Consider the following 24,881-nt stretch of genomic DNA (forward strand, 5'->3'; position numbering starts at 1 on the left):
GTAAGTCTGGCTCCTATGAGGAAAGTGCGACGGAGTATGCGATTGCTTGCCTGATCGTCACGGAGTCGAGTAGCGACCCGAGAGGTACGGCCGGGTAGTCCGTTCCGGAGTCGTCAGAGAAGACGACGGTGTTCCCGACCAGGCGCACACTGTCGACACCACGCCCGCGAGGGCCGACTGTGACTGGAGAAGGCTTCGTGCCCGGAACCCGTGCCACGCTCGTCAGATTGATCGTGGCGTCGGGAACCGCGTCGAAGTTGAAACCTTCGATGGTGACCGGAGTTGTGCCGTACTTCAGTCCAGTGAATCGGACGTTGTAGGCAGCAGAAGTAGGGTTGGTGTGCGCGTCGGGCGTGAACAGCTTCACGCTCTTCAGGCCCTGCCAGGAAATGTCACCGTCGACATCAATGTTCGCGATGATCGGCGCGACGTACTTGATCGTCGGCCCGCCTGTGGCATCAGGACATAGCACGTAGTCGTCCGACGTGATCAGTCGGAACTCGACCTTGCCGGTGATCGGCATGGCGTCGGGAACGTCGCCCACGTCAGCGCCATCGGCGACGAGCGCGGACAGGTTGCCCACAACCGTCATGTAGCGCAGCGGGTACGGCATCTAGTCTCCCGGATTGTTAAGGTGGGACGCTTCGCAGTGAAGGTCTCCCACTGCCAGGCAGACGCATGACAGTCCATCGCGAGGGCACATATACAGGCCCTCGTCTGGTCGGTTCTCGTACTCGTCCAACCACTTCTGCGTGACACGCTTCTCTCGGTGCCGTGCGACGCCATTGCGACGAAGCTGTGCGGGGCAGTGACGCCTGCAACGACAGCCAATCGCGGTGGCGATACCGAGCATGCGTGCCATGAGACTCCTATGGACGAACGGTGTCCCCGGATGGACTCGAACCATCGACCCGCCGCTTAAGAGGCGGCTGCTCTACCAACTGAGCTACGGAGACGTAACAGGCTGCCCCCCAAGGATTCGAACCTCGGTTGACCGGCTCAGAACCGGTAGTCCTGCCGCTAGACGAGAGGGCATTGGAGCCTTCCCTGGCGTTAGACAACACCAGCAGCTCGACCGGCAGAGCACGTGGTGGCCGGTCTCACCTGCGACGCCATTAGTCGCGGAGGCGCTGACCTGGCAGGAGTCGAACCTACAACCACCGGATTAACAGTCCAGGGCTTTACCAATTAAGCTACAGGCCAATGTAAATCAGCCCCAAAGTGCGGGGTCGAACCGCAATCACCGGCACCACAAGCCGGGGCTCTGCCATTGAGCTACATCAGGAACGTCAGTCGCGCCCGAGTTCTCATTCGTCTCACGGACCACTGCTCAAACTACGCAGGAAACTAACCTTGCGCAGAAATGATCACCTGGCAGGAATCGAACCTGCGACACACCCACCGATTGGGCTGCTCTACCGCTGAGCTACAAGAGATCCGAGCCTTTTTGCGTGTGTTGCTCGGCACACAGTCGGGACGGGAGGATTTGAACCTCCGACCTCCTGTACCCAAAACAGGAGCGCTACCAAGCTGCGCCACGTCCCGATTGACCGTGCGTTTTACGTGCCACGGCTCAGCACGTGCAAGGTATTCGGCCCCTTGCAATGGCACTCGTGGCTAGAGGTCAGATTCGAACTGACGATCTCGAGGTTATGAGCCTCGCGGGCTGGACCGAGCTGCCCTACTCCGCCTAATGTCCGGCTGGGAGGGGAGGACTCCCAATTCACCTTGCTCGTAGCCGCAAGGACCGGACGGCGTGGCCGGGGAGTGTATGCCCCGCTTACCCCCCTCAACTCTCTGTCGAGGGGACCGGATGCCGAGGGTCAGGAGCGTGGGGATTCGAACCCCTCCTCCTGCGCGCGGTGGCGTGCTGCCCTTACACCAAGCGCTCCCGAGCCTCAGCCGGGACGTGCATGCAACATCTCAACGATGTCCTGCACGTACTGTACATCTTACACCATTAAATGGTAGATGGAAATCCAGCGGAATCAAGATGATTACTTCAGGCCCGGATGCTTCCGACGAGCATCAGGATGGATCGCATCACGCTTCAGCTTCGCCCTGGCTCGCGCCGACTCGGCCTGCGTCTTCTTCCGGTGGCACGTTGCACAGACGGCCTGGAGATTCGCCAGGTCATGCGACCCGCCCGACTTGAAGTTTCGCTTGTGGTCGACCTCGGTCGCCGTGCCCTCGCAGCCCGAGCCGGCGATCTGACAGCGGTTGCCGTCGCGCGCCAGAACCTTCGGCCGGTTCGCTCGAAACTCGGGGTCGTTCGTGTGCTCGCCCCGCTGGTCAGACCAACTCACGAGCCAGTGCCTTGGTGATGTTGACCGTGCGCGCGTACACCGTCATGGTCACGGCGACGCACTGGCCGTCCATGTTGGGCATCAGGTTGTCGACGCTCACGGCGGCACCCCGAGGGACCATGACGCGCTGTCCGTTCACGAACAGGGCATTGGTCTTCATAAGTCCGTGCGCGCCCATGTTGAAGGCCAGGTTGTCGGCGTACTCGTCCGGGACCAGCTCCACGATGTCGATGTCCACGGGCTGAGGCTCGGGCCAGTTGCCCGTGTCGGGCATGATCAGGTCGCCCGCTTCGTCGTACCGCATCAGTCGATTTCCTTGATCTTCAGCTCGTACGTCTTCCGAACCGATCCGCCCGCCACGGTGATCCGTACACCAGGCCCGCCGTCTACGAATGCGCCCGCGCCCCATGTGAGGTCCGAGGTCTTGTCTCGCACACCGTCCAGGAGTTCAGCGAGGCCGTTCGCGATGTAGTCCGGATTGACGCCTGGTTCGTGGTCGACCGCAACCCGAGCCGCCAGTGGACCCTGATCTTCGAACTGGTCAGGATCGTCCGAAATGAATGCGGTCCTGACGACGAGGTTCAATCCACTGACAACGATGCCTTCTTCGTACGGGATGATCTTGAACTCGTCGGCACGGAGATGGGGAATCAGATGTCCATTGATGACAGATGCCGCGAAGTCGTACGAATCGAGTTCTTCCAGCGGAGGTGTCTCAAGGATGAGAGATCCGATGGGAGCGAGGGTTCCTTTGATAGTCACACCCACATCGTTTCATGTGCGTGGAGGGTTTCCCAGATGATCTCAGTGGGGTGGGTAACAGGTCTAAAGACTCCAGACGGAGTAAACCCAGAAGTCCTGTAGCCCACCAGGACCGCCCACCAGATTTGCCGCCCACCGCTTGCTACCCCAACGCCTCTGGCCTCGTGTCTACTGAGACACAAGGCTTTTGGTATTACCACCCCAACGTTGATCAGACGAAGAGACGGTCCAGTCCTGCCGGTTCAGGCCTGCTTAGTAAGTGGACAATTACCCGGTCACGGTCGGTTTACGTCGGACTCGTGGAGATAGCGACGAGGTGCGCCCTGCACCCGTGATGTGAATCCCTTCCTAACTCGACAGGCTACCAGAATTACGCGGGCGAAAGCTGCAACTGGAGCGGGACATGCTGCGGACACGAAAAGGCCCGCCTGGACGCGAAAGATCCAGACGGGCCGGTCGTTAGCTCAGGAGAGCGTCGAGCTTCTTAGCACCGAAATGCTGATCAAGAGCGGCCAGAACCTCAGGAGAGGCCTGCCAGTAGATCTTGTCGAGCAGAGCGATCGGGATCGTCACCGAAGGGTTCTCCTCGCGGTTCAGTCGACGCCTCTCGGCGTTGTAGGCGTTGTGCGCCATCCGGCACGCGACGCAGACCTCGGTCTTGTGCTTCTTGTGCTGCTGATAGCCGTTGTTCGTCCCGTGCGCGATCGGCTTGCGCATCAGGCCAATCGGAGGAGCCATTAGCGGGACTGAGCCCACGGCAGGCCCATCGAGTGGCGCTGCCAGTCGTTCACGATCAGATCGGCGGCAACGTCGGGGCGATACACGCCGATGTCGACGCCGCACGAGCACATCACGATCGATTCACAATCGCCCTCGCCGATGACCAGGAGGTGCCGGCCGGTCTGGAGAATGCTCTCCAGCTCCTGAGCGAACTTCTCCACCTCGGGGGAGATGAGCTTGTTAGGCAAGGTCGAAGCCCTCCATCTCAGGACCGAGCGTGGTCGGATCGATCGCCATCAGGCTGTGGACGTTCACGTTGCTCGTGAGGTCCAGCTCGCGCGCGACCGGCGTGCGTGCGTAGCTCTGGACTTCGGCGATCCACCTGACCGAGACCGCGCCCTTGTCCTTCAGGGCCTTGACGCGGCCGATGCGGTACGACGAGTGATCGCCATCGCGGGAGCCGCGACCGATGAAGGTGCCCTCCTGGATGTCCTGCCCGAGCCAGTTCTTCATGCGGCGCACGTCAGTTCTACGGCCTCTTCGGCGTCCTCGGCCTTCTCGATGAAGTCGATGGCCCAGTCAAGGGCGGCGAACTCCGCTTCGTCCCACGACGATCCGCGCCAGTTCGGGTTGGTCGCGTGATCGGTTATGCGGTCCTGAAGATGCGTGCGCCGCCGCTTCAGGTTGTTGAGCTTCTTGCGTTCTTTCGAGGTCAGTGTTGCCACGCTGTTCCGTCACTCCTTCTGTGTATGCGCGAAATGCTGCATATGACGTACAGCTTACAGCATTTGTGCAGGTGGTCAATGCTTTCTCTTACGTCACAGTGACAGAACGTGACGTTATAGGAAGACCCCAGAACTGCGTCGCTCCCGGCCCTGGTAATGAAAATGATTGTCAGAAACGACCTGGAAACCCGTACACCCAGCGAGCCACTGAGTGCTGCGCAGCGGGCTGGACCCTGGGGAGGGGGGTGCGGCCCCCACCCGTTTCCATTGGCATTCCGTCACTGTGACGTAAGGCGCGCGCTTGCCTGCCGCTGCCTGCCAGTGGAGGCCTGGCAGCGCTGTGCTGTGCCCTATTCCGTTGTGTTCCAACATGTTTCGTGACGTGTTGTGAGTGTCGTTGTGTTCCAACATGTTTCGATCGTTTGGCCATTGTTTCGACGTGTTTCGACTGCCGTTTGAGAGTGTCCACGTGTTGGGACGTGTTCCCACGTGTTGAGATAGTGCGCCCGATATGTCTGTTTTACCGTCTATTTCGTGTGACGTCGGTCACATTCGGCTTGACGTGTTCTCCATATAAGACTTTTCTGAGACGGCACCACAGTTCTATCCGCGTTAGTTCGCCTCACTCACTCGCAAGGATGTGTTGACCATGTTGCTTCTCGACTTCCTCACCTCAGGTCCCGTAGTCGCTGCCGCCCTTATCCTCGGGTCGCTTGTGCTCACGTCCACGTTGCTCGAGCACAGCGCAGAGAAGGCACAGCGCGTGTCCGTTGCTGCCGACTACGTGGAGGCCGACGCTGCCGCTGCCTACCGTCACGCTGTGCGGGTATGGCGCGCCGCTACGGCTAGTGACCCGTTCGGTTTGTCTGCCGATACGGCAGCCGCTGAGGCTGGCATGCGTAGGGCACATGTTGCGCACGTTGCCGCTAGCGCTGCCGCTGCCGCTGCCGCTGAGACTGCCGAGCACTACGGGCGTAAGGCACAGCGCGCGTTCTCGGGACGCTAGGCGCTCCACGTGGAGGCAGCCATACCGCTGCCTCCACGGCTCCACCTCCACCGGCTCCACCTCCACCTCAGAAAGTAGGGATGAAAATGTCTTCCACCTCCACCTCCACCTCCACCTCCACCAACGTCACGGTTGGCAGCGGTAAGGCAGTCCACGCCGTCTATGCGAACGCTGCCCTTACGCGCTGCCAGCGCTCCACCTCCACCTCCACCACCGTGGACGCTGCCGTTACGTGCAAGTCCTGCCTTAAGGCGCTCGAGCGGGCCGAACTTGACGCGCGCCTCCACCGTTTCGACGCGTCCCTGTTCCCCGCCAGCGCAACGGCTGCCGTGGAGGCAGCGCCTGCCGTGGAGGCACCCGTGGAGGCAGCGCCTGCCGTGGAGGCACCCGTGGAGGCACCCGTGGAGGCAGCGCCTGCCGTGGAGGCACCCGTGGAGGCAGCGCCTGCCGTGGAGGCACCCGTGGAGGCAGCGCCTGCCGTGGAGGCACCCGTGGAGGCAGCGCCTGCCGTGGAGGCACCCGTGGAGGCAGCGCCTGCCGATACGGCACAGCGCGCTATCGGCAGCGGCAGCGCGCGCGGTAAGCGACGCGTGACGGTTATCCACGGTTGCAACGTGGAACAGGAAACTATGGGATTCCGACGTGTTTGGTTTGGCGCGGAATTCATTGGAACGCTTATGCGCAACGAAACGGGTTACCTGTGCCAGCCGGTGGCCAACGTCGAAACGCGCGCGTTCGCCACTATCGGCGATTCCGTTTGGAACTTGCGCGAAACGGCAGCCGCTGAGAAGGCGCGCGGTAAGCGCGTCTACGGCTCCACCTCCACCGGCTCCACGGTTGACCCGATAGCGGCAGCACTCGAGGCTATTGAGAAGGCAGCGCGTAAGGCAGGCGCTGCCGAGCGGCAGGCGCTGGCACGCCGTAAGACTGCCGAGAACGCCGTAACCCGTTTGGGTAAGCGCGCTACGGCTGCCGAGAAGGCAGCGGCAGCATGCGAAAAGACTGATACTGAGGCGCGTCGCGACGCGCTGGCAGTCGCGACTGTGGAATACAAAAAGGCTGAGGCAGACGCGCAAATTGCTACGGCAGTCGCTGTGGAATTTGAAACGCGCGCTGAGGGCATGGCAGCGCGTTTGGTCGCTGTGATTCGCGAGAACGCAACGGCAGGCCTTACGGCCGACATGGTTGCCGCTGCCGTGGAGCGTGGACGCGCGCCGCGCGTCTACGTCAAGCGCTCTAAGTCTGCCGATACGGCACCCGTGGAAACCTCCACGGCGTTGGTTCGCCAGTAGTTGACTGCCTGCCGCTGGCATCACAGTTCGCCAGCGGCAGGCGCTCCACCCGCTCCACGCTCCACGTTCCACCCGCTCCACGGCGTCAAATGGCGTAAGAATTATGTTTGTGGCATCATCCGTAAGGCTCCACGCTCCACCGGCTCCACCGGCTCCACCGGCTCCACGCTCCACCCGCTCCACGCTCCACCGGCTCCACCGGCTCCACCGGCTCCACGCTCCACCCGCTCCACGCTCCACCGGCTCCACCGGCTCCACCGGCTCCACGCTCCACCCGCTCCACGCTCCACCGGCTCCACCGGCTCCACGCTCCACCCGCTCCACGCTCCACCCGCTCCACCCGCTCCACGCTCCACCCGCTCCACGCTCCACGCTCCACGCTCCACCCGCTCCACGGCTACGCATACCGCACAGTGTGCGGATTCAAATAGACATCATTTGAATTTGAGATTCTGAGAACGTGAGAATTTCAGCGGCTCGAATATTCGAGAAACCGAAACAGTTTGGACGCTTGCGCGTAGATACACAAAACTGTTGTCGTCAAATAAATAACCCGACAAATTGCAACACGTCATATGGGTTCATAGTGTGCGAATCAAGCATTGGTTAATCCATTGCCTAGCGCTCGAGAGAAAAGGTGACTTGAATCCCTGGCTCGAATGATGCTTTGGCCGCTCCAATGTTTCGTGGCGCGCGTAGATACGCGCGTCGATTCTGGCCGGAATGTAACGGACCAAACGCATATCGTCGGGAGACGTTGCAATGGTTTGGTTGGGTTAATAGGTTGTTCGATTCTCCTCATTCCACTACGTCACAGTTCATTCGGAACTGTGGCATAAGAAAGAAAAACGGTGATGAAAAATGAACGTCAAGACAATGAAAACTGTTCTGAAGTCCACCACAATTTCCGCGCTGTATTGCTACCGCGACGTTCACGGCCGAATGATGGAATACCGGCGTCGAATGGTCGTCAAGCTGGATCACAGCGAATCCCTCACGTCGTGGAATAACTGTGACCGCGTGGTGGATGCATGCGAACGATTTGTGCAGGGCGGAAAGTTTCAGCACTTGATCGAATACACGCCCGTTTCACAGTTCTGAATTCGTCAATCAACAATCGCTCTGGAAGGTGAAAGAAATGCGCGTTCACAACAAGGTCTCTCTCGCTAAGCCTGCCCGTCCCGCTGGCGTGTCGCTGGCGAAGAAAAAGCAGATCATTCCCGATTCGTGGGCACTGATGCTGAGTGAAAACATTCTCGTGGACTTCCAGCAATTCTTGATGATGCGTCCTGCCTGATGAAACGGCGAGAGCTTCCAGCAATTGTTGGGAGTTTTCGCCGAGGTATCAAACAAGATGCGCTCACCCCGATTCACAATCACAGGAGATGAAGAAAATGAAGCGTTGGACGTACAGCAATTTCGTTCCCGGTCGTCGTTTCGAATTCGTCGGCACCGAATTCCAGGTTGTGCGGCAGGAAAAGGATCGCGGCGGAATGATCACCGGCCTGCGCGTGCTGGACGGTAAGGGACTCGAGGGATTCATCAACTTCACCGATGGCGAATTGACTGATGCCATCACAATGCACAACGGCTGGACTGATCCGCAGATCGCAAAGATGAAAGATCTGTGCGAGCGCTACAACGTGTCGTTCATTCGCGACGATTACTTCATGCACGACATCAACGGCAATTGGACGCCGGGATTCGTGGAAGGTTGGGTCGGCGGCGACCAGGGCGTCAACAAGACAATCTTTATCGCGATCGAACCTGACGGTTCCTCGCATTCCTGATTCATCCATCAATTAAACACTCTGGAAGGTGTGAAGAATGTTCTACGCAATCAACATTGATCAGTGGTTCAACGGCATTAACGTCTCATGCACGCGCTCGGATTCCCACGCGTTCGAATCGAAGGATGAGGCGCAGGCGTACGTCGACAACGAGATCGCCGAAGACAAGTCGCCGGAATTCATCGAGATCGGCCTGCCTCAGTGGTACGACGAAGCACCGGGCCACATCATGCAGGAATGGCGGCGCGACGGCACCGGCCCGGTATTCAACATCAGGCACTGGATCATCACCGACGTGAATCCGTACGCGTCAATTTCTCCGTCAATCAGCCTCGTCACGCTCTGAAGGGAATGAAGAAAATGTTCAAGATCAATGGAATCGCGAATGAAAACCCGTTCGAGCTGGACGGCTTCGAAGACATGCATGACGCGCTCGAGAAGATTGAGCGAATCGCAACGGACTTCTACGGAATCGGTGTGCAGCTCCTCGTGACTACAGAGCAGGGCGACGAATTCGCCACCGGCAGGTTCTTCTGGCCGCACCGCGACGGCGTGGCCGCTGAGGGCGAATGGACGGCCGAGAATGCTGATTCCCCGCGCGTATCCGAATCGGTGCGGGAATTGCTCGAGGGAATCTGTAACGTGCCCACTGTCTACGCGTGGCACGGCGAGGATGACGAGCTGCCTTGCCTGGAGATGACGACGGACGCCGACAATCTCGATGGTGTGGGCGCTGGCACGCGTGGCGCATATGCAATGGAATCCACCGGCAGTGCGAGCGTGCTCGACAAATCCACCTACAACGGTGAGTATCCGCGTTGGTTCGAGGTCCCGGCCACTGCGCACGATGACGGCGACAACCTGATCCACGAATCCAATTACTACTGCCTGGTTCGGGACTTCGGAATGCTGGGACTGTTCATCGAAATCAGCTACGGACGCAACAATGGCGGTAAGCGCCTGGCAATCCCGGTGAACGTGGACATCCCGGAGGATCTGACGCGCACAATCGCCACACTGGCGGACGAACACGCCGAGTACGACTCTGAGGATCACTCAAACCGCGAATCTGAGGCGCGGGACGAGCACTGGGACGACACAGGCCTGGACGATTTCATTCAGGACGTGTGCAAAGAGCTGGAAGAGCTGATCGACTTCGAGAAGCGAGACGACTTCCCGGATGAGCACGTGGATCGCAAACGTGCAGACGAATACGCAATGGAGCACGGCGAACAGGAATACCTGGAATACCACCCCGATGCACCCGGTGGCGACAGCTTCGATATGCAGGACGTGGCGAAGGATCTCGCCCGTGTGATCGCTGAGGAAATCCGTAGCAAGTAGGCGTTGATTCCACTCCTGGATGCGGCCGGCTGAATCTGACCGCATCTGGGTTGGGGTGTCAAATTCCTGATGCTCTGTTCGAAAACACTCTGGAAGGTGTTAATCATGGCTGGCTTTCGCGTGCATGAAAGAAATATCCGAGCTGATCGTCGGTTGGATCGCGAGCGTGATCTCGATATGCGCCACCGTCGTTCGATGAAGCGCTACCGGGGGATCATCCTGTGAAGACTTTCAGCTGGGAAAACACGTTCCACTGGTTGCTGGCGCTCGCCGGACTGTTGTCCCTAATGATCGCTGGCTACCTGATGATGTTCGTCGGCGCAGAGATATTCCTGTGACGCGCCGACTGGCAGGCAAGGAGGTGGCAGGTCCACCCGCGTAATCAGCAAGGCTGTCCCGGTCTGGTGACTGCTCATCTCAATGGGCAGATGGTTCGATCCCATCCGGCGACGCAACGCAATCGGCAAATCGGCCGATTGCGCCCTCTGGAAATCAAGCAAAGGAATGAAGAAATGACGGATGTCAGGGTTTACTTCGCGGATCTCGCTGCCTACAACGCCGGAACGCTGCATGGAGTGTGGGTTGATCTCAGCATCCACACCGACGAGGAGAGTATCTACGGCGAGATTCGCAAGATGCTTGAGCAGTCCCCGGAGCATGGCGCGGAGGAGTGGGCTATCCACGACTACGAAGGGTTTGGCCCGGTCCGGCTCAGTGAGTACATGGGTATCAAGGAACTGGCCGAGCTGGCTGAGCTGATAGTGGAGCATGGCGACACAGTTCTCGCGTGGATTTCGGATCAGAGCGTCGATTACATTGACGACTTCGATGCGGACCGCCTCTATGGCACCTACGAATCCGAGAGGGATTGGGCATGGGCATTCACCGAGGAATTCGAAGAGTCCGTGAAGGAAATGGCCCGCAAGGAGCACGGCGAAGAAATGGCACTGCTCATAAAGATTGACTATGACGAGGCCGTAATGATCGCTAAGTGCAATTGGGGCTGGTCATTCGTGGACTACGACGGCAAGGTTTACGTCTTCACTCAGTAGTTACACACAGCCCCGGTTGGCGAGGTTTGCAGGTTCGAATCCTGCGCGGGGCGCGGAATAGCGTCAATCGCTATCCATTTCACCAACGAAAGGGTGTGAAGGAATCAATGGCAGTGGTCAAGGATCTTTCGAAGATCAGCCGTGTGGAACGCGCTGAGTATGTGGTCCAGCTCCAGGAAGCTAAGCGCGAGGTTGAGGCGGCGATCATGATGCGTCGGCGTCGCATCCGCAAGGAGCAGCTGGAGATCGATAACGCGGAGCGTCGTCTGCGTGACATCGAATCGTCGCTCAATCACTTGATGTAAACCGTTCTCTATCAATCACACTGGAAGGTGAATGAAATGTTGGTTACCGTTGGTAAGATGTACGGTGGTTACTCTCCCGACCCCGACAATCTGTCCGTGATGCACTGGGATGGATCAGATCTGGGTCTGCGGTACCTCGCAATCGGATTGGTCGATGAGGTAGTTCGGGACCTCGAGCACTCGGACGAGGTGTGCCAGGATGACCCCGACTGCGAGAGCGCGGCCGACGCGGGAATGATCGAACTGCTGAGGTACGAATACATCCCGGTGGACTTGGACGGAACGATGTTCATGGATGCTGAGGGTTTCCGCGACATCCTGTCCGGCATGAGGACGGATCTCGAGGCGGGCCGCGAATACGGCTACCGCATGTCCTTCGGTGACGGATCGATGGACGGCTACTACTGGGTCACGCCCGCACCGGCCGGTGAGAAGTGCGACGACTTCCGCAACGATGGCGAATGCGACCACGGCTGCGGATTCACCACCACCAACAACAAGGAGAACTGAAATGACCTTCGACCGCATCCTCAACGACGGACCGACTGAATACGAGCACTACATCGAAGAATCGGTGTCGCTCTACCTCCAGCGTGATCCCAGCGGCAAGACGAACACATGGCACATCGACCCGACCTGCCTGGACGGCGACGTGCTCTGGAGCAACTACGACAACGGCCCGGTGAACGCGAACTGCGAGTGCGGCGACGAGGACGAGTGCGACCGCATCACGCGAATCATGGGCGAGAAGGCGGACTTCCCGACCGCGAAGGAAGCAATGTTCATGCTCGCCGAAGCTCTCGGCTACACGGTCACCAAGAGCACGGAAAAGCCGATCCTTGAGGTGATCGACGTTCGCGATCCGGATGGATACGAGTCCGAGCCGGACATGTTCCTGGATGGCGAAAAGATCAGCGAGGATGGTCCGGTCAAGATCCACTACTACGAGATCGACGCTGGCGCGGGCCACGAATGGGAAGACTGGAAGGCCCACCGCGACGAATCGCTGGCGAACGCATCCCCGGCTGTCCGCGAGAAGCTGAGGGCGGCGTTCGACAACCCTCCCGGCAGCCACTGCATCACCGGCAAGCCCGACGACGAGCCGTGGGTCTGATCCGCCTCTAGCTTCACCCAATCCATCACAAACGCTCTGGAAGGCGATGAATACCATGCTTACCTACACCGCTACGTTCCCCGACAAGCCGTCAATCGACTTCGATTGGTTCGACAACGACCTCCGCAACGAGTTGGTCCTGTTCGACCGCCTCACCAACTCGGAGTGGATCGCGACGGTGGAGCAGGATGTCAGCGCGGAAAGCCCGCGCGTGTACGAGGCCGACACCACGATCATGTTCGTGTGGACACTGGACCGCGGATGGTCCTGCTCACTCAATGAGCTGAGCTACTGCGGCTCAATCCCGTCAGCTAAGGCGCTGGATGCGTTCATTCAGGAATGCGAATGGCAGTCTCTGGCCGAGGACGTGATGCGGCGGTTCGCGAAGTGGCAGGCAATCACCGGAGATCGGACATTCACGCTCACCGAGCACGGGACGAACGGCTACTCGCAGGGCGACGAGTGGAGGGCTCTGATCCTCGCGCCGGCCGGGGTTGATCCGAAGCCGGAATGGGATGTGTACGCCGCCTACGTGCGCGGGGACGTGTACGGCTACATCTGCGATGACATCGACAGTTCCTGCTGGGGCTACTACGGCGACGACCACGAGAAGTCGGGAATGCTGGATGCGGTCACGAACGACATCGGCGCTCACATCTACCGCGAGCTGGCGAAGCAGGCGGCGGCGGCAGCAAACCTGATCAAGGCAAAGGCGGACGCATCCCGCATGGTCAGGCACCTGGTCAGTCAGGTCTAGCTGTTGTATGCTGCACGGAAGATACAGCATATGATCTGATCCACATCTACACGGCCCGGTCTGAATTCCTCAGGCCGGGCCGTCCTGTCCCAACACAATCATCTGGAAGGTGAATGGCATGTCGCACATCGATTACAACGGAATGCTGGAGCGCGGCGAGGACATCGGCGGCGGGTACAAGAAGGCTGTCATCGTGCTCGGCGAGGGCGACACGGTGGACTCGGCGGTCTCCACGAAGTGGGCCTTCATGGGTCCGGGCACGGTGGAGTTCCTGATCCACGGTTCGGGAATTGAGGTCTGCCCGGACGGGCAGGTCATGAAGAGCTACTACCCGCAGTACAACCGCTGACAACCGAATCACTCTGGAAGGTGAATGCAATGACTGACGTCATCGAAACCATCATGCGCGCCGACGGCGCAACCGGCCACACCCTGGTCACCTGCGAGATCGGCACCACCGATCTGAAGGATGTCTCAATCGACACGTACAACCTGTTCCCGGTCGGCGGTGGCGACTACGAGTCCTACGAGCAGGAATACCTGATGGAGACGTACACGGGCAGCGAGGGTGAACTGTCCTACGACGACTTCACCTGGAGGTACGACAACAAGCTCTGGAAGAAGATGCTGTCCGAGACGCTGATCCAGTACCTCCTCGAGGAGCAGCCTGAGGACATCATCAAGTCGATCGAGTTCGTGGAGACGGTATCTCCGAAGGAGTACAACTTCACGACCGACGCGTTCTACGGCAACTACACCGTGGATCTGACGGCACTGCTGGAGTGGTGGGAGACAACCACATACACGTTCGAATCAGAGATGGCGGACGGCGGTCGGCATGGGTCGTGCAGTGGCTACTTCTCGTTCATCGACTCCCGATACAGGGAGGACTCGCTCAAGATCGAGACGATGATGATGCTGGATCGCTGGATCGAATCCTGGTCGGACTGGGATAAGTTCCTGAGCTTCATGCGGGAGGGCATGACCGGAAACGGACAGGACCAGGACTGCATCAACTACTGGCCGGACACGAACGCCGGTCTACTGGCGTTCTGCCAGGCTGATCGCATCGTGGATGACGAGGTGATCAATGATTTCGCAGCGAAGAGGGTGCCCGTCAATGAGATCCAGGTTGGCGACCGAATCTCGTTCAGCTACCACTCGTTCCGCACCGTGACGGCCGTGGAGGTGGTGGAATCAAAGTCGGAGGACTCGGGCCTCTACGTGGAGATCATCAGCCCGTACGACGACGGCAGCGGCGATCGGCCGTACTACCTAATCGGCCACGAGTTGGTGTGGCGTTCGTACGTTCCCGCCCGTGACGGAAAGAATGAGGCCTGACATGCGAATCAATGCGCCGTACGCCGCTGAGTGGAAGTTTAGTAGCCCTGCCATGAAGGGGCCGCATGCAACGCTCATGATCTGGACCTTCTATGCCGAGATCTGGACCAACGAGAACGGCTTCTACTGGGAGCTGACCCGACTGAGCGACCGGGTTGCACATGGGGATTCGCTTGATATTTGCGACGCGCAGGATGCAGTCGAAGACCGAATCCGGGAAATCATGGCCGCGATGCACAAGGAGATGGAGAACCGATGACCATTCAAATCGAGAAGGAGCTGATCAACATGGGTGACGAGAAGCAGTGGTGGGAGCTGGACATCATCTGCGGGATGACGGGCAGCGTCGACACGCTGGGCGTCGTGCCGAGTCATGAATCGATCAACGAGACGATCGAATGGGCGCTGGAGGCAGTCCGGCCGGAACGCGGCGAGGAACTGGACGCGGTGCGCGTCGTAGTCCGCCAGCTGTTCAAGGCCGTCATGTTCTTGGACCACGACAACAACTCCGTTGTCCAGTCCAAGCTGTTCACGGGACACACGTTCCGTATGACAGCAGTTTGAGAATCAAGAATCCTCTGGAAGGGATGAAGATGGCAAAGGTGAAGGATTTCGCGCCGACGTACGTTTCGGCGAATGGGGCCGTGCTCGGTTGGGACACCCCGGAACCGATCGTCCTGGATGTAACGAATCCGGACGACGTGGAGGTAATCATGTTCGGCCGCTCGTGGACGCGGGCGGAAGCTGAAGCAATCATCCTCGGGCTGTCTGGCGCGCTGATGGTGGCAAGCAGCAGGACCAGGGTGAAGGAAGCAGCATGAGCAAGAAGATCACGATCACGGTCGAGCTTTCCGATGGGGCTGATGAGGTCTCGCTGACCGAAGCGTTGATCAGAATCGGTCACGCATTCGAGCTCGGAATCGGAGCCGGCGCGGGTTGGAAGGTCGAAGGGTGGGTTGATCCGCCTGTGAAGAAGGACTAGCGAGGTTGCCCCCGTTGGCGAAGGTGTGCGGTTCGAATCCGCGCGGGGGCGCTCTGGGTGCTAAATGGGCGCCAGAATGGAAGGGATGAAGATGATCAGTGGAACGGAAATCGCTATGCGCCACCCGAATACTGCGGCTCGTGTCGTGATCCGCGCGGCCGAGCTGGGCGGCGATGTGCAGAACGCGTGGGACGTGCTGGTGTCAGCTGTCGGGACGTTCGCGGCGCGGGAGCTGGTGGTCGCGGAGGCAAAGAAGCTCGGGAAGACCGAATACTGGCGCGGGCAGCTCTTGCAGAGCGTCGGCTGACAATCACAATCAACAAGGAGAGATGACAATGATGCACGGTGACGGCTTGATGACGATGGCACAGGCGGTTGGGGATGTTCCGATGCCGCGCCTGTCGTTCGCGGTCGGGTACGACTTCGACCCGTACGACCGGGAGGATGTCGAAGAGGTCTTCGAGACGATGGAGCGGCACAAGGTCGAAGAGATCCTGGCGCTGCACCGCGAGCTGGAGGCGAAGAACGAGGAGATCGCTCAGCTGCGTGCGCAGTGGGCAGAATTGGGGACCGAATGAGTTCAAGCGTTGCAACTGGTTTCAAGGTCATCAACTCGGACGGGATCTTCTATGGCATCCCTGATTGGTTCGAGTACGAGAACGTCGGTTACTGCTTCATCAGCCTGGATGGGGCGATGGAGAGCATGACCGAGATGCAGAAAACAGGCGACTGGTCGATGTATCAGGTCGTAGAAATCCCTGAGGAGGACGAATGAAGCTGGAGATGGTTGAGGCAGAGAACTTCGGCCCCGAGCACGTCGGATCGCTGATCCGGTTCGACAACACCGGACCCCGACCGGGATGGTTCACGATCCTTGGCTATCACTGGGAATACGAGGGTCACGGAACGCGGCAGGTGTTGAAGATCTTCATCTCCAGCTACCAGGCGCGCGCCTACTACCCGGAGCAGGTAATCGAACTAATGGGAGACTTCTGATGGCTGTGATGTATAAGTCTGGTCGTGACTGCGACGGCTGGCACAACGGCGGCGCATACGCGTTCCGCGACAACTTCTCGGCGTACATCGACGCGGCGAGCAGTCTCGGCATGAAGCTGATGAGCGGCCTGCCGCTGATTCACGTGGATGAGGACAGCTGGCAGGTGTCCACCGAGGAAGGCTATGACGCCTGCCGCATCGACTACGAGTACGAGGGCTTCGAGGACGGACAGTGGACGGTCGACCGCAGCTCACAGGCCGTCGATCCGGACGTGGCATGCGACTGCGAGACTCTGCACTGCAAGGGCCACTACGTGTCGTGGAATGGCCGGACGGATGTGAATGTGGCCCGCGACCCGAACACCCGGCAGCGGGCGCGTGAGCTGGCAAAGAAGAAGGTCGCGGAAGCAGCTGAGCGGGTCGCTGAGATCTCGTCCGAACTGAACGATCGCCTGGCCTGATCAGCCGAGCAACAACACTCTGGAAGGAATCGATATGAGCTACTACCTTGCAGCAATCGCCAGCATGGGATTCGAAGAGGAGCCGTCCACGTGGGGCTGGGTGATCACGAAGGATCACTTCGCGCGTGAGGATGAGGATAGTTCGGTCGGCGTGATGGGGCCGGGCCAGGCACCGGAGAACATCACCGTGCAGCTGGCGCGCATCCAGGAGGGTCTGCGGATCGAGAAGGACTACCACCGCGCCCGTTTCGACCTGTACGTGGACCGTGACGGCCCGGACGACAACCTGAAGGAGCGTCGCATGGCGTCGGGTTGGATCGTCTGGACGGGCGACGCGGAGCCGGACGAGGAAGTGCTGGTGGCACCGCTGCATGACTACGGGCAGGCGAACTGGGGCTGCGTTGAGGTGCGGTTCCCCGGCAATCCGAATTGGGACATCGGTTAAATCGCGGACCGGGGAAATGGGATAAAATGAAAGTTCTATCCCATTTCCTTGGAAGGCTTTGCAATGTCCCTTTTTCTTGGTCCCGAATTCAAAACGACTGTGACTGATTCGGGAATTATTACCCTGTTCGATTCGGACGGGAAGCAGCTGGCAACGGCCGGTTCAGAGCGTGCAGCACAGACCCTGGCCGATCGTTTCCGGAGCAATCTGGGAGGAGATTGATTGTATGCCGGGTTTCTTTCAGAACGTAGCGGACGCGAGTACTCTGCGACAGATGCAGAGAGAGAAGAACGTCGAGATCGCCGTCCGTGCGAACGCGCGAGAGGCATTGGATTACGAGGCCGGGGCGTACCTGGCAATGGCCGAAGAGGCGCATGAGGATGGCGATTACGGGTTGGCGTTGGCGTATGCTGAAGACGGCCTGATAGCCAATATGGCATCCGACAACCTCATCCTCATGTCGCTGAAGGCCAGATAGATACAAGGAAGCCCCGCACGGCTACGGTTAGCTGTGCGGGGCTTCTTCACGTCCTCAGGGGGAGGCTTTTGGCCCGCTAGTCCCGAGGCTCAGACTGCGAGCTTGCCGTGCGCGACATGTGTCCAGTGCGGACACAGCGGGCCGAGCGCTCGGAAGATAATCAGATCATGGGCGGCACCGCGAACGATCTTGTGCTGCCAAGTGAGGCCCTGATTCGGGGGCCTCAGGGTGACCTCGTGGCCACAACCGCACACGTAGGTGACGGTCTGACTACGGAGGGTGACCACAGGCTCATTGAAGTAGCCGTAGTCGTCATTGAAATCCCGCTCGGTGCGGATCTCCACATCGGTGGACTGCCCGATGTACAGGTTCAGGTCCCGGTCCTGCGCGAAGATGACACCGGACGCCGGCTTGGGTTGGGGAAGGATGCTCATGCCTCGTCTATCAGCTTGAAGAGTTCGTTCTCCAGCTCCGCGTATTCGGCCCGGAGGGCGTTCGCTCGCTGGTGTTCGTGAATGAACCGGGAGAGGACTATTCGATCCGAGAGGTCAGACAGCGCGTCAAGGATGGTGCTGATTTGTTTGTCTCGGTCCATGCCGGTCTCCGGTGTTTGAGGAAGTTGTCGCGCCCGCCCGTGGGGTAGCGAAGCCAACGGGCGGGCGGCTTCGGGTCGGCAAAGATATGCGGATTGACCCGGTAACGCTCGGCGAGGCGCAGATAGCCAGATCGCCGTTTCGCAATATGAAGTTGTGGTCCGACGCCCTTTATTCGGGACTGATTCGGATAAGGAATTCGTAACTGAATTCCTACTGTCCACTATAGCAAAAAGCTGCACGGAATATTCCCCGTGCAGCTTTTTGAGAGTGTTCTAGTTCACGTATCCGTAGGCCTCAAGCGGTTGCAGGCTGACCTCACGGAAAACGTAATAGTCGACCCAATCCGGATTGACATCTTCGCTTTCAATGAAGCCGTCGTAATCCTCGTCATAGTCGGGATTCTCGTGGGACTCGATGTCGAAGTTGCCGCCATTCGAGTCGATGAACGCTTCGCCGTACTTCCCACCGCTGTGGTAGAAGTCGAAGCCGAACAGCTTGTCGTCCGACAGGCGACGGATGATGTGGAACCGATCCTGGCCGTCGTAGTCGGCGTCCTGGCCGTGAGCAGATGTCACGTACAGCTCGAATTCCTTCGCCAACTTCTTCAGACCGGGAATGTCGTAGTCTTCCGGATGGTCGTCCAGGTAGTAGCTCCAGCGCATACCGTCGCGGATCACCCACCACAGGCGGCAGTCGAAGACGACGATCTCTTCGCCCTCATGCGTGGTGACCTCGTAGCGGTCTTCCTTGAGACTCATGCTGCCCTTCCGGTGATTCCGACGTTGAAGCCCTGTACGTCGTGGTTGTGGTTCAGAACGATGGTGTCGACCGGGAGCTGCCTGGTGACCGTGGAGGTGATCACCTTCGGGTCGAACGATGCGCCAATCAGGCCGGATTCGATCGTGCCGATCACCGGATTCAGTGGCGGAAGGTCGGGTGGGAGCGTCGCGGTGTGCCGGTCATCGAAGTTCGGGTGCGTACGCATGAACTCGAGAAGCGCGAAAGCATGCCAGGCGACCGCCGCCATGTGCGGGGAGCCAGTCTCCTCGTCATAGTCCTCGCCGGACCAGAACTGCCAGGCGTGGCGCTGGAGGGCGGCGAAGCTCTTGCTCCACTCGTAACCCTTGCGCCACTGGTTGTCGTCGTACTTCTCCGCGCCACGGCCATAGTGCTCAGCCAGGTCCCGAAGCGGGACGGCGGGAATGAGGTCGTAGCGAGCGAGCTTCACGCCCTTCTCGCCACCCGTGCTCGATACAGAGCGGATCTCGTCAGTCATGCATTTCCTCAATCAGTTCAACGAAGTGGTCCATGGAGAGGACTCGCGTGCGCCGGTAGTCCTCGGGGGTGCCCCGGTTCCATGGCCGGTCCATCAGGACCGCGATGGTTCCGGCTGCTTCCAGCGCCTCGTAGTTGCCGATGTTGTCCTCGAGCATCACGTCCGTCTGGACCACGGTCTTGTCATGCGAGAACGTGAGCGTGTCGTACTCGATGCCGTACGCGGCGAGCCAGCGGGCGGTATTGAGCTGTGCCATACCGGGGCTGCCGTAGGCGCGGGCGGTGATGATGTGGATGGAGTGGCCCATCTCCTTGATGCGCCGCACGCCCTCCTGGACGCCCTCGTATGGCTCGCCGCAAGAGAACACATAGCCCTCGTCCACGCCCTCATTGCAGGCGTCCCGGAATTCCTCATAGGAGAGGCCCCAGTCGTCGTGGAAGGACCAGCGCTGCGGCTCGGTCATCAATCCTTCGGGGTAGTCCTCGGAGCGCAGGAACTCTCTCAGGCTGTCTTCGAAGTTGTAGAGACAGCCGTCGAGATCCAATCCGATCTTCACTGGCTGACCAGCTTCACGCCGTAGTTCGTGCCGCGCTTCTGTGCCATCCACGTACCGCGGATTCGGCCGGCGTCGATCGTCGCCGTCTGGACCATGTGGAGCATGTCCGTCATGAACATCGGGTACGTCGCCTCGGTGTCCACGTTGTTGAGCCGGAACCGTGCAGCGGAGCGACCGCGCTCGATGCCGACGACTTCCAGCGTGGCCTCGAACGGCGTGTTCGGGACCATCGGAATGCTGCGGTTGTAGTTGTACTCGAGGATGCCGCCGTTGGCGCTCTTCGGGTACTCGGCGAGCGGCTTCGATGCCATCAGGCTGCCACCACTTCGCCGATGCCGTGCTTCGCGAAGACCTCCACGAGCTGCGGGCCGACCCAGCCTTCCGGCTTCAGAACCTTCGACTTCTTCGGTTCGCCAGCCCAGACGATCGGGCCATGCTTGCCGTTGATCTTGTCCAGGTTGGACCGGGTGACCTCAGCTGCGAGATCCAGGGCCAGATCGGAACCGAAGTACGCGATCAGGGTCGACCAGGTTTCAGCGAGGATGTCGACGAGGGTCCAGTTGACCTTGTGCAGGTCGTTGTTGCTTTCGGCCAGGGCAATCGCGTCGTAGTCGCCCTTGATGTACCGGAAGAAGTACGGACGCAGGTTCTCGATGTTCGGCGCGGCGATGTCGCGGAATCCGTCGTTGTTTCCGAAGAACGACAGCAGGGTGCCGGTGCCGAGGATGTCTTCGAGGTTCTTGCCGTTGTACGACAGGAGGGTGCCCCACGCGATGACCGAGATGTCGAGCAGGCCATCGGCGATCTTCACCATGTCGCCCTTCTGCTCGGCGTCCAGGTATTCCTGGACTTCCTCGCGGAGGAGGTCCAGGCGCAGTTCGCGTTCGGCCTTGTCTTCGAAGCCGCCGCCGATGGTCTGTCCGGCCGCATCCATGAAGATGTGGGTGCCGGTAAGAAGATCAGTCACAGAGTGTTTCCTTGTCGTCAGAGAAAGCGAGCAAGCGGATCGACTGGACCCTGCTTGTAGGTGGTGGACACGGACATTCGCCGGAAGTACTCGTCCTCATCGATCGGGTCGAGGTAGTTTCGGCCGTCCTTCCCGCGCCAGCCGTCCGGGTCCAGGATGGTGATGCCCAGGCGGTACGACCACTCCGTGGGCGTGCGCAGGATGTTGTCACTCGACATCGGGAAGGTCCATTTCTTGTATCAGGGAAGAGATCTCGGACTGCTCGACAGGTCGATGCCAGGCCTCCCACGACACCTGGATCTCCCGGTCGACCAGGCGGTCTTCGGTGTGGAGATGGCCGTGGATCAGCGGCAGGCCCTCATCGAAGAGCCGGTACTGCTTGTACCGCGTCTCGTGGCGGTCGCGGGTATACGGGAAGTGCGAGAGCATCACGTCCTGGCCGTCGATCTTGTGACGGGCGAACGGCTGCACCGAATCGAACACGGTCAGCGCCAGCTTCTGATGCTTGTGTGAGTCGTGGTTCTTCGGGTGGCAACGCTCATGGTTGCCAGGGATCAGGTGGAGCTGGATGGGGCTCTTCATGTGCATCTTGGAGAACCACTTCAGCTCCATCAGCATGTTCAGCGCATGCTTGGTGCCAGCGGAGTTGCCTCGGGAGATGTCGCCGAGGACCCACAGCTCGTCGCCGGGGGCTACGCGTTCCACGATGGCGTTGAATATGTCCTCATCGTGCTGGTCGATCTCGTCGTAGCCTCGGTAGACCATGTTCCGCTCATCACCGAAATGCAGGTCTGCGATGTACCAGACTTTAGGTCTTGGGGACAACTTTGACCTCTCTCGTGTAGCACACGAAGGCACCGACCATGACCAGCGCGATCAATGCTGAGCCGAGGAAGTCAATCAATATGTGAATCATGGGATTCCGTTCCAGAGAGAGGGACTGGCCTGCGGAGTAGACAGGCCAGGCCCTCCAGGTTGGCTGGTTAGTCGCAGCCGCCGCTGAAGCCGCCGCCGCCACAGCTGCCGCCGCCGTCGCCGCCACCGCTGTAGCCGCCGCCGTAGCTGCCGCTGTCAACGATGCCGCCGCTGGCGTAGGAGGTGAACGACGGGCTGGAGTCGTACGCGGACGAGCTGTAGGAGCTGCCGCCGCCCGACGAGGGCTTGGCCGGACGGGCGGGCGCTGCCGGTCGAGCGCCAACGGATGGGCGACCGCGACCGCCACCGAAGAATGAACGAAGAGACATGTGTTGCAACCTTCTACTTGGAGGGGGCAGATATTGGGGGGTGTTCGTTGCCGTGATCGAAGTCGAGCAGGACGTGCTGGTAGTGCTTGACCACGCTGTAGCCCTTCGTCAGGGCGCGGCGGCTAGCTTCCTCCCAGCACGTCTCGCATACGACCATCGGGCTTAAACGTTGATGCCGTAGGTGCGGGCGATGCCCGCGAGGCCGGAAGCGTAGCCCTGGCCGACAGCCCGGAACTTCCACTCGCCGTTGTAGCGGTACAGCTCACCGAAGACCATTGCGGTCTCGTTCGATGCATCCTCAGACAGGCTGTAACGAACCAGCTCGGTGCCGGTGGTGCGATCCACAACGCGGATGTACGCGTTCGACACCTGACCGAAGGACTGGCCACGGGCGTCGGCGTCGTGGATGGACACCGGGAAGACGATGCTCTCGATCGCGGGCGGGACGGCAGCGAGGTTGACGTTGATAACCTCGTCGTCGCCATCGACAGAGTTGCCGCCCGTGGTGTCGTCGCCAGTGTGCTCAATCGAGCCGTCCGGCGAACGCAGGTTGTTGTAGAACACGAAGTCGTAGTCCGAGCGGACGCGGCCATTCGAACCAATGGCGATGGCGCTGGCGTCGAGATCGAAGTCGATGCCGGACGTGACCCGCTCATCCCAGCCGAGACCGACTGCGACATCAGTCAAGTCGGGAGCCTGCTTGTCGAGCGAGATGTTGCCGCCCTTGGCGAGAGTGATGCTCATTCTTCTGGTTCCTTCTCTTCAGTGGATTCCGTTGCAGTCCAGGACTCGGGGGCCTCGTATGGCCCGCCGTCCTTCAGCGCCTTGATCCGATCCGGCTTGTAACCGGACCAGTGGTCAATGCGCTGGTCGCTCATGACGACGACCACGGGTGCCTGCATGTACCCGAGGCCTTGGGCGAATGTGCGGGCGTCGGCATCTTCGGTGATGTCGATGACCCTGAACTCCAGACCGGCCTTGACGAGGGCCTTCTTGGTTGCGTCACACTGGACGCAAGCGGGCTTGGAGTAGACAGTGATGGTGCTGTTGGACAAAGAGATTCCTCAGTGGATCAGGAGAGGGCTAGACGCCCCAACCATGTCAGGTGTGCGTTGTGAAGCGATGTGTCGGAGCACCCCTTGCAGCGGCGCGACCAGAAGCGAACCGGGATCAGCTTCAGCCACATCAGGCGCTGCCGAACCGGAACGAGTAGAAGCCCTCGTCCTCAGCATCCTCATTGAAGTGGAAGCCCCAGTCATCGAGCTGGGCCAGCTCCTCGGGCGTGTACTTGCTCGGGTCAGACAGCACGGTGAGCTGGTCATGTTCGCAATGGAACGGGCTGACCTCGCTGGTGCGATGCTTGGACAGCAGGGCGATTGCGTAGATCAGGTCATCCCACGCAGTGCTTTTCGGCTTGGGCATTAGAACGCTCCTGGTGCGACTTGGTAGCAGGGAAGTCCGATCGAACGCCACATTTCAACGACCTGATCGCGGTCATCGAACACGGCCTGGACGTAGTAGTCGTGGCGGATGTGCTTGTCGAATAGCTCAGCCTTGACGATGGAGTCCTTGCGACCGTCACCTTCGGGTCGCATGAACAGGTGGTCGTACTGGACGTGGTTGTCGCTCAACCATTGACGTGTCTCGCTCCTGCAAACGGAGTCGCGCCCAGACATGAGGATCACGAAGTCGCGATCGTTTTCCATGATCAGGTTGGCGAGATCAGAAAGGGGCTCGTCCAGCCGATCCTGGCCGACCTTTGCCCAATCGAATGGACCACGACCGCCGTCCATGTGCGCCAGCGTGCCGTCGATATCGAACAGCCAGGCACGGGGTTTCCGCAGGTTGGGCACGTACGGCTCGATAGCCGGCCGAGCCTTGCGGGGGCGCGGAGTAACCGGCTGCCAGCCCCTGGTGGGGTTCCGCTTGGCGATCTTGCGGATGACAGCCTCGCCGAGGCCGCGACCGCCGTTGGCCTTGCGCTCGGCGTCGCGAAGGATGCATTCCTCCACGTCGATCCGGAAGTCCACGACCTCGAACTCCACGTTTAGGTCGGCGGCGATGTCGGCCCAGTCGCGAGCGAACGCGAGGCGCAGGTTCGTGTCGTCAATGACGACGGTCTGACCGGCCTTCAGGAGCGCAATCGCTTGCGCCTGTTGGACTGCCGTGACAACTTCCTCGTCGTCACGCTTCAGGACGCCTTCGCCGTTGAAGAGGCTCTTGCGGAGATCGTCCCTATTTACGCGAAATGACCCGGAGTGGTTGGCAACATACGCTTCCGCATACGTTGACTTGCCACTTCCGGGCCATCCGCGAGTAAGAATCAGCTTGTTACTCACACGCGTAACATTACATGAATCATGCTT

Annotated in this window: 47 protein-coding genes and 6 tRNA genes; 24 read left to right on the forward strand and 29 right to left on the reverse strand. The window is 59.9% G+C overall.

Annotated elements, in window-relative coordinates:
• Positions 1–13 precede the first annotated feature (13 nt).
• The 15 genes from CJ179_RS38440 to CJ179_RS52335 all read right to left on the reverse strand — a co-directional run bounded on the left by CJ179_RS38440 (position 14) and on the right by CJ179_RS52335 (position 5,330).
• Positions 14–613, reverse strand: a complete 600-nt coding sequence (locus CJ179_RS38440; protein ID WP_095864992.1) for a hypothetical protein — start codon at positions 611–613, stop codon at positions 14–16.
• 270 nt (positions 614–883) lie between these two features.
• A tRNA-Lys gene (locus CJ179_RS38445) sits at positions 884–956 on the reverse strand.
• Positions 957–1,130: 174 nt separating this feature from the next.
• Positions 1,131–1,203, reverse strand: a tRNA-Asn gene (locus CJ179_RS38450).
• 11 nt (positions 1,204–1,214) lie between these two features.
• Positions 1,215–1,285, reverse strand: a tRNA-His gene (locus CJ179_RS38455).
• A gap of 79 nt (positions 1,286–1,364) precedes the next feature.
• Positions 1,365–1,438: transfer RNA gene (locus CJ179_RS38460), tRNA-Arg, on the reverse strand.
• A 33-nt stretch (positions 1,439–1,471) separates the two neighbouring features.
• Positions 1,472–1,545: transfer RNA gene (locus CJ179_RS38465), tRNA-Pro, on the reverse strand.
• A gap of 69 nt (positions 1,546–1,614) precedes the next feature.
• Positions 1,615–1,691, reverse strand: a tRNA-Met gene (locus tag CJ179_RS38470).
• Positions 1,692–1,997: 306 nt separating this feature from the next.
• Entirely contained in the window at positions 1,998–2,306 is a 309-nt protein-coding gene (locus tag CJ179_RS38475; protein WP_095864993.1) for an HNH endonuclease, read from the reverse strand.
• Positions 2,293–2,610, reverse strand: a complete 318-nt coding sequence (locus CJ179_RS38480) for a hypothetical protein (RefSeq protein WP_095864994.1) — start codon at positions 2,608–2,610, stop codon at positions 2,293–2,295. Before CJ179_RS38480 ends, CJ179_RS38475 begins: the two co-directional genes overlap by 14 nt.
• Positions 2,610–3,068 (reverse strand): hypothetical protein, encoded by a 459-nt coding sequence (locus CJ179_RS38485; RefSeq protein WP_095864995.1) that lies wholly within the window; start codon positions 3,066–3,068, stop codon positions 2,610–2,612. The genes CJ179_RS38480 and CJ179_RS38485 overlap by 1 nt, the downstream gene beginning before the upstream one ends.
• Before the next feature lie 459 nt (positions 3,069–3,527).
• Positions 3,528–3,785: a hypothetical protein gene (locus CJ179_RS38490; RefSeq protein WP_143549005.1), complete on the reverse strand. Its 258-nt coding sequence runs from the start codon at positions 3,783–3,785 to the stop codon at positions 3,528–3,530.
• A 20-nt stretch (positions 3,786–3,805) separates the two neighbouring features.
• A complete protein-coding gene (locus CJ179_RS38495; protein WP_143549006.1) occupies positions 3,806–4,036 on the reverse strand; it encodes a hypothetical protein in 231 nt (76 codons plus the stop codon).
• Positions 4,029–4,301 (reverse strand): hypothetical protein, encoded by a 273-nt coding sequence (locus tag CJ179_RS38500; protein WP_095864998.1) that lies wholly within the window; start codon positions 4,299–4,301, stop codon positions 4,029–4,031. The genes CJ179_RS38495 and CJ179_RS38500 overlap by 8 nt, the downstream gene beginning before the upstream one ends.
• On the reverse strand, positions 4,298–4,513 hold the full coding sequence (locus CJ179_RS38505) for a hypothetical protein (protein ID WP_095864999.1): 216 nt from the start codon (positions 4,511–4,513) through the stop codon (positions 4,298–4,300). The genes CJ179_RS38500 and CJ179_RS38505 overlap by 4 nt, the downstream gene beginning before the upstream one ends.
• Before the next feature lie 673 nt (positions 4,514–5,186).
• Positions 5,187–5,330, reverse strand: a complete 144-nt coding sequence (locus CJ179_RS52335) for a hypothetical protein (protein ID WP_218834903.1) — start codon at positions 5,328–5,330, stop codon at positions 5,187–5,189.
• An 803-nt stretch (positions 5,331–6,133) separates the two neighbouring features.
• Between CJ179_RS52335 and CJ179_RS51740 the strand changes: the two genes are divergently transcribed.
• The 24 genes from CJ179_RS51740 (at position 6,134) to CJ179_RS38615 (ending at position 17,876) form a co-directional block, all read left to right on the forward strand.
• Complete coding sequence (locus CJ179_RS51740) at positions 6,134–6,811, forward strand: hypothetical protein (protein WP_218834904.1); 678 nt, start codon at positions 6,134–6,136, stop codon at positions 6,809–6,811.
• Positions 6,812–7,672: 861 nt separating this feature from the next.
• The gene (locus tag CJ179_RS50985) at positions 7,673–7,912 is read left to right on the forward strand and encodes a hypothetical protein (RefSeq protein WP_143549007.1); all 240 of its coding nucleotides are present in this window, start codon (positions 7,673–7,675) and stop codon (positions 7,910–7,912) included.
• A gap of 37 nt (positions 7,913–7,949) precedes the next feature.
• Positions 7,950–8,108: a hypothetical protein gene (locus tag CJ179_RS51745; RefSeq protein ID WP_179377825.1), complete on the forward strand. Its 159-nt coding sequence runs from the start codon at positions 7,950–7,952 to the stop codon at positions 8,106–8,108.
• An 88-nt stretch (positions 8,109–8,196) separates the two neighbouring features.
• The gene (locus tag CJ179_RS38520; RefSeq protein WP_095865001.1) at positions 8,197–8,601 is read left to right on the forward strand and encodes a hypothetical protein; all 405 of its coding nucleotides are present in this window, start codon (positions 8,197–8,199) and stop codon (positions 8,599–8,601) included.
• Positions 8,602–8,638: 37 nt separating this feature from the next.
• Positions 8,639–8,947 (forward strand): hypothetical protein, encoded by a 309-nt coding sequence (locus CJ179_RS38525; protein ID WP_095865002.1) that lies wholly within the window; start codon positions 8,639–8,641, stop codon positions 8,945–8,947.
• A gap of 14 nt (positions 8,948–8,961) precedes the next feature.
• A complete protein-coding gene (locus CJ179_RS38530) occupies positions 8,962–9,945 on the forward strand; it encodes a hypothetical protein (RefSeq protein WP_143549008.1) in 984 nt (327 codons plus the stop codon).
• A 512-nt stretch (positions 9,946–10,457) separates the two neighbouring features.
• Positions 10,458–10,997 (forward strand): antirestriction protein ArdA, encoded by a 540-nt coding sequence (locus CJ179_RS38535; protein WP_179377827.1) that lies wholly within the window; start codon positions 10,458–10,460, stop codon positions 10,995–10,997.
• Between the two features lie 107 nt (positions 10,998–11,104).
• Positions 11,105–11,302, forward strand: a complete 198-nt coding sequence (locus CJ179_RS38540; protein WP_143549010.1) for a hypothetical protein — start codon at positions 11,105–11,107, stop codon at positions 11,300–11,302.
• A gap of 36 nt (positions 11,303–11,338) precedes the next feature.
• Positions 11,339–11,812: a hypothetical protein gene (locus CJ179_RS38545; RefSeq protein WP_143549011.1), complete on the forward strand. Its 474-nt coding sequence runs from the start codon at positions 11,339–11,341 to the stop codon at positions 11,810–11,812.
• Between the two features lies 1 nt (position 11,813).
• Positions 11,814–12,416: a hypothetical protein gene (locus CJ179_RS38550; RefSeq protein WP_095865007.1), complete on the forward strand. Its 603-nt coding sequence runs from the start codon at positions 11,814–11,816 to the stop codon at positions 12,414–12,416.
• A gap of 46 nt (positions 12,417–12,462) precedes the next feature.
• Complete coding sequence (locus tag CJ179_RS38555; RefSeq protein WP_095865008.1) at positions 12,463–13,173, forward strand: hypothetical protein; 711 nt, start codon at positions 12,463–12,465, stop codon at positions 13,171–13,173.
• Positions 13,174–13,291: 118 nt separating this feature from the next.
• Positions 13,292–13,522: a hypothetical protein gene (locus CJ179_RS38560; protein ID WP_095865009.1), complete on the forward strand. Its 231-nt coding sequence runs from the start codon at positions 13,292–13,294 to the stop codon at positions 13,520–13,522.
• 29 nt (positions 13,523–13,551) lie between these two features.
• Positions 13,552–14,514 (forward strand): hypothetical protein, encoded by a 963-nt coding sequence (locus tag CJ179_RS38565; protein ID WP_095865010.1) that lies wholly within the window; start codon positions 13,552–13,554, stop codon positions 14,512–14,514.
• Position 14,515: 1 nt separating this feature from the next.
• A complete protein-coding gene (locus tag CJ179_RS38570) occupies positions 14,516–14,773 on the forward strand; it encodes a hypothetical protein (protein ID WP_095865011.1) in 258 nt (85 codons plus the stop codon).
• On the forward strand, positions 14,770–15,078 hold the full coding sequence (locus tag CJ179_RS38575; RefSeq protein WP_095865012.1) for a hypothetical protein: 309 nt from the start codon (positions 14,770–14,772) through the stop codon (positions 15,076–15,078). The genes CJ179_RS38570 and CJ179_RS38575 overlap by 4 nt, the downstream gene beginning before the upstream one ends.
• Positions 15,075–15,335 (forward strand): hypothetical protein, encoded by a 261-nt coding sequence (locus CJ179_RS38580; protein ID WP_143549012.1) that lies wholly within the window; start codon positions 15,075–15,077, stop codon positions 15,333–15,335. Before CJ179_RS38575 ends, CJ179_RS38580 begins: the two co-directional genes overlap by 4 nt.
• Positions 15,332–15,496 (forward strand): hypothetical protein, encoded by a 165-nt coding sequence (locus CJ179_RS51750; protein ID WP_179377830.1) that lies wholly within the window; start codon positions 15,332–15,334, stop codon positions 15,494–15,496. The genes CJ179_RS38580 and CJ179_RS51750 overlap by 4 nt, the downstream gene beginning before the upstream one ends.
• Positions 15,497–15,581: 85 nt before the next feature.
• Positions 15,582–15,803, forward strand: coding sequence for a hypothetical protein (locus CJ179_RS38585; protein WP_143549013.1), 222 nt, complete (start codon positions 15,582–15,584; stop codon positions 15,801–15,803).
• Positions 15,804–15,825: 22 nt separating this feature from the next.
• A complete protein-coding gene (locus CJ179_RS38590; RefSeq protein ID WP_143549014.1) occupies positions 15,826–16,074 on the forward strand; it encodes a hypothetical protein in 249 nt (82 codons plus the stop codon).
• Positions 16,071–16,271, forward strand: a complete 201-nt coding sequence (locus CJ179_RS38595) for a hypothetical protein (RefSeq protein ID WP_095865016.1) — start codon at positions 16,071–16,073, stop codon at positions 16,269–16,271. The genes CJ179_RS38590 and CJ179_RS38595 overlap by 4 nt, the downstream gene beginning before the upstream one ends.
• Positions 16,268–16,492 carry a hypothetical protein gene (locus CJ179_RS38600; protein ID WP_095865017.1) on the forward strand — a complete coding sequence of 75 codons (225 nt, stop codon included), beginning with the start codon at positions 16,268–16,270 and terminating at the stop codon, positions 16,490–16,492. Before CJ179_RS38595 ends, CJ179_RS38600 begins: the two co-directional genes overlap by 4 nt.
• A gap of 8 nt (positions 16,493–16,500) precedes the next feature.
• Complete coding sequence (locus CJ179_RS38605) at positions 16,501–16,953, forward strand: hypothetical protein (protein ID WP_143549015.1); 453 nt, start codon at positions 16,501–16,503, stop codon at positions 16,951–16,953.
• 34 nt (positions 16,954–16,987) lie between these two features.
• A complete protein-coding gene (locus CJ179_RS38610; RefSeq protein ID WP_095865019.1) occupies positions 16,988–17,398 on the forward strand; it encodes a hypothetical protein in 411 nt (136 codons plus the stop codon).
• 274 nt (positions 17,399–17,672) lie between these two features.
• Positions 17,673–17,876, forward strand: a complete 204-nt coding sequence (locus tag CJ179_RS38615) for a hypothetical protein (protein ID WP_143549016.1) — start codon at positions 17,673–17,675, stop codon at positions 17,874–17,876.
• Positions 17,877–17,965: 89 nt separating this feature from the next.
• Here the strand turns inward: CJ179_RS38615 and CJ179_RS38620 are convergent, their stop codons facing one another.
• The 14 genes from CJ179_RS38620 to CJ179_RS38670 form a co-directional block, all read right to left on the reverse strand.
• Positions 17,966–18,310: a hypothetical protein gene (locus CJ179_RS38620; protein WP_095865021.1), complete on the reverse strand. Its 345-nt coding sequence runs from the start codon at positions 18,308–18,310 to the stop codon at positions 17,966–17,968.
• Positions 18,307–18,471, reverse strand: coding sequence for a hypothetical protein (locus tag CJ179_RS51755; RefSeq protein ID WP_179377832.1), 165 nt, complete (start codon positions 18,469–18,471; stop codon positions 18,307–18,309). Before CJ179_RS51755 ends, CJ179_RS38620 begins: the two co-directional genes overlap by 4 nt.
• Positions 18,472–18,744: 273 nt before the next feature.
• On the reverse strand, positions 18,745–19,230 hold the full coding sequence (locus CJ179_RS38625) for a hypothetical protein (protein ID WP_095865022.1): 486 nt from the start codon (positions 19,228–19,230) through the stop codon (positions 18,745–18,747).
• On the reverse strand, positions 19,227–19,748 hold the full coding sequence (locus tag CJ179_RS38630; RefSeq protein WP_095865023.1) for a dATP/dGTP diphosphohydrolase domain-containing protein: 522 nt from the start codon (positions 19,746–19,748) through the stop codon (positions 19,227–19,229). The genes CJ179_RS38625 and CJ179_RS38630 overlap by 4 nt, the downstream gene beginning before the upstream one ends.
• A complete protein-coding gene (locus CJ179_RS51760) occupies positions 19,741–20,304 on the reverse strand; it encodes a hypothetical protein (RefSeq protein WP_179377833.1) in 564 nt (187 codons plus the stop codon). The genes CJ179_RS38630 and CJ179_RS51760 overlap by 8 nt, the downstream gene beginning before the upstream one ends.
• Entirely contained in the window at positions 20,301–20,615 is a 315-nt protein-coding gene (locus CJ179_RS51765) for a hypothetical protein (RefSeq protein ID WP_179377834.1), read from the reverse strand. Before CJ179_RS51765 ends, CJ179_RS51760 begins: the two co-directional genes overlap by 4 nt.
• Positions 20,615–21,271 (reverse strand): hypothetical protein, encoded by a 657-nt coding sequence (locus CJ179_RS38640; protein WP_095865025.1) that lies wholly within the window; start codon positions 21,269–21,271, stop codon positions 20,615–20,617. The genes CJ179_RS51765 and CJ179_RS38640 overlap by 1 nt, the downstream gene beginning before the upstream one ends.
• Before the next feature lie 17 nt (positions 21,272–21,288).
• Entirely contained in the window at positions 21,289–21,489 is a 201-nt protein-coding gene (locus CJ179_RS38645; RefSeq protein ID WP_095865026.1) for a hypothetical protein, read from the reverse strand.
• Positions 21,479–22,129, reverse strand: a complete 651-nt coding sequence (locus tag CJ179_RS38650) for a metallophosphoesterase (RefSeq protein WP_257016012.1) — start codon at positions 22,127–22,129, stop codon at positions 21,479–21,481. The genes CJ179_RS38645 and CJ179_RS38650 overlap by 11 nt, the downstream gene beginning before the upstream one ends.
• A gap of 125 nt (positions 22,130–22,254) precedes the next feature.
• Positions 22,255–22,515 carry a hypothetical protein gene (locus CJ179_RS50990; protein WP_143549017.1) on the reverse strand — a complete coding sequence of 87 codons (261 nt, stop codon included), beginning with the start codon at positions 22,513–22,515 and terminating at the stop codon, positions 22,255–22,257.
• A 162-nt stretch (positions 22,516–22,677) separates the two neighbouring features.
• Positions 22,678–23,259, reverse strand: coding sequence for a TerD family protein (locus CJ179_RS38655; RefSeq protein WP_095865028.1), 582 nt, complete (start codon positions 23,257–23,259; stop codon positions 22,678–22,680).
• Positions 23,256–23,570, reverse strand: a complete 315-nt coding sequence (locus tag CJ179_RS38660; RefSeq protein WP_095865029.1) for a glutaredoxin domain-containing protein — start codon at positions 23,568–23,570, stop codon at positions 23,256–23,258. The genes CJ179_RS38655 and CJ179_RS38660 overlap by 4 nt, the downstream gene beginning before the upstream one ends.
• Before the next feature lie 130 nt (positions 23,571–23,700).
• On the reverse strand, positions 23,701–23,937 hold the full coding sequence (locus CJ179_RS38665) for a hypothetical protein (protein ID WP_095865030.1): 237 nt from the start codon (positions 23,935–23,937) through the stop codon (positions 23,701–23,703).
• Complete coding sequence (locus CJ179_RS38670) at positions 23,937–24,854, reverse strand: AAA family ATPase (protein WP_179377836.1); 918 nt, start codon at positions 24,852–24,854, stop codon at positions 23,937–23,939. Before CJ179_RS38670 ends, CJ179_RS38665 begins: the two co-directional genes overlap by 1 nt.
• Positions 24,855–24,881: the final 27 nt, after the last annotated feature.

The sequence above is a fragment of the Rhodococcus sp. ACS1 genome (assembly GCF_002300155.1).
Lineage (GTDB): Bacteria > Actinomycetota > Actinomycetes > Mycobacteriales > Mycobacteriaceae > Rhodococcus_F > Rhodococcus_F koreensis.